This window comes from Ferrigenium sp. UT5 (assembly GCF_045866295.1).
In the GTDB taxonomy this organism is placed as follows: domain Bacteria; phylum Pseudomonadota; class Gammaproteobacteria; order Burkholderiales; family Gallionellaceae; genus Sideroxyarcus.
Map to the genome: position 1 here is coordinate 1 of NZ_BAAFRY010000067.1, position 665 is coordinate 665.

Consider the following 665-nt stretch of genomic DNA (forward strand, 5'->3'; position numbering starts at 1 on the left):
TTAACCCATGAAGGGAAATCCCCCGGCTATGCCGGGGTGGCAGTAAAAGTTTGACATATACGGGAGTCCATCAGCGAAACTCCAGACGTGAGCCGCCAAGCACACGCAGAAAGGAGAATCGAGATGGACGACAGCGAAAGCCTAAGTCATAGCAAATGGGAGTGCAAATACCATGTGGTATTCATTCCGAAATGTAGAAGGAAAACATTGTACGAACAGTTGAGGCCGCACCTTGGAGAGGTATTCAGGAAGCTGGCGAAGTACAAAGAAAGCACGGTAGAAGAGGGGCATCTGATGCAGGATCACGTGCACATGCTGATATCGATCCCGCCGAAGTATTCGGTGTCGCAGGTGGTGGGGTATATCAAAGGAAAGAGCGCGATCCATTTGGCTCGGGTGTACGGAGAGCGCAAGCGCAACTTTGTAGGACAGCATTTCTGGGCGAGGGGCTACTTCGTATCAACGGTAGGCCGAGACGAAGAAATGATACGAAAGTACATCCGCCACCAAGAGGAAGAAGACAAGCGCATAGACCAGATGAACCTATGGCGCTGACCAGCCACCTTCAGGTGGCCACAAGAGCAGGGGCCGCGTAAGCGACCACGTTAAGCCGCTTTGAGCGGCTCACAAAATAAAGCCCCCGGCTTTGCCGGGGGATACTTACT

Annotated in this window: 1 protein-coding gene; it reads left to right on the forward strand. The window is 52.6% G+C overall.

Going from position 1 to position 665, the window contains the following annotated elements; all coding sequences use genetic code 11:
* Positions 1–123 precede the first annotated feature (123 nt).
* The gene (gene tnpA / locus ACKTSJ_RS11165) at positions 124–555 is read left to right on the forward strand and encodes an IS200/IS605 family transposase (protein WP_407900245.1); all 432 of its coding nucleotides are present in this window, start codon (positions 124–126) and stop codon (positions 553–555) included.
* The last annotated feature ends 110 nt before the right edge of the window (positions 556–665 follow it).